The organism is Cohnella baijiui (genome assembly GCF_020731285.1).
Lineage (GTDB): Bacteria > Bacillota > Bacilli > Paenibacillales > Paenibacillaceae > Cohnella.
This window is the reverse complement of the sequence record NZ_JAJFOW010000300.1, coordinates 1-250: the sequence shown is the minus strand read 5'-3', so window position 1 is coordinate 250 and position 250 is coordinate 1. Positions and strand designations below refer to the sequence as shown.

Annotated in this window: 1 protein-coding gene; it reads left to right on the top strand. The window is 46.0% G+C overall.

The genetic code is table 11. The features are described from left to right. On the top strand, positions 1–181 hold a 181-nt coding region (locus LKX83_RS32720; RefSeq protein ID WP_370639182.1), incomplete at its 5' end, for a hypothetical protein. Positions 182–250 lie beyond the last annotated feature (69 nt).

Genomic DNA, 250 nt, shown 5'->3' with positions numbered 1-250 from the left:
TGATATTATCGTCGCGTTGGAAGAGGAATTGATGCAGGTACTATCTGATGATGTACTTAATTTAGATGTGGAGATTGAGACGATGAAGAAATCGCTCGGGACAAGATCGCAGCATACTATCACAATGCCCACAGCGGAGGAGCGGATGAAAGAGGAGCAGCACGAAGAGATCAAGCGGTAAAGAAATACGCGGTAGGAAGGGGAGAGATTGACGAATTATTCAGAGGAACATAGTCAAGATGCGGCGCTT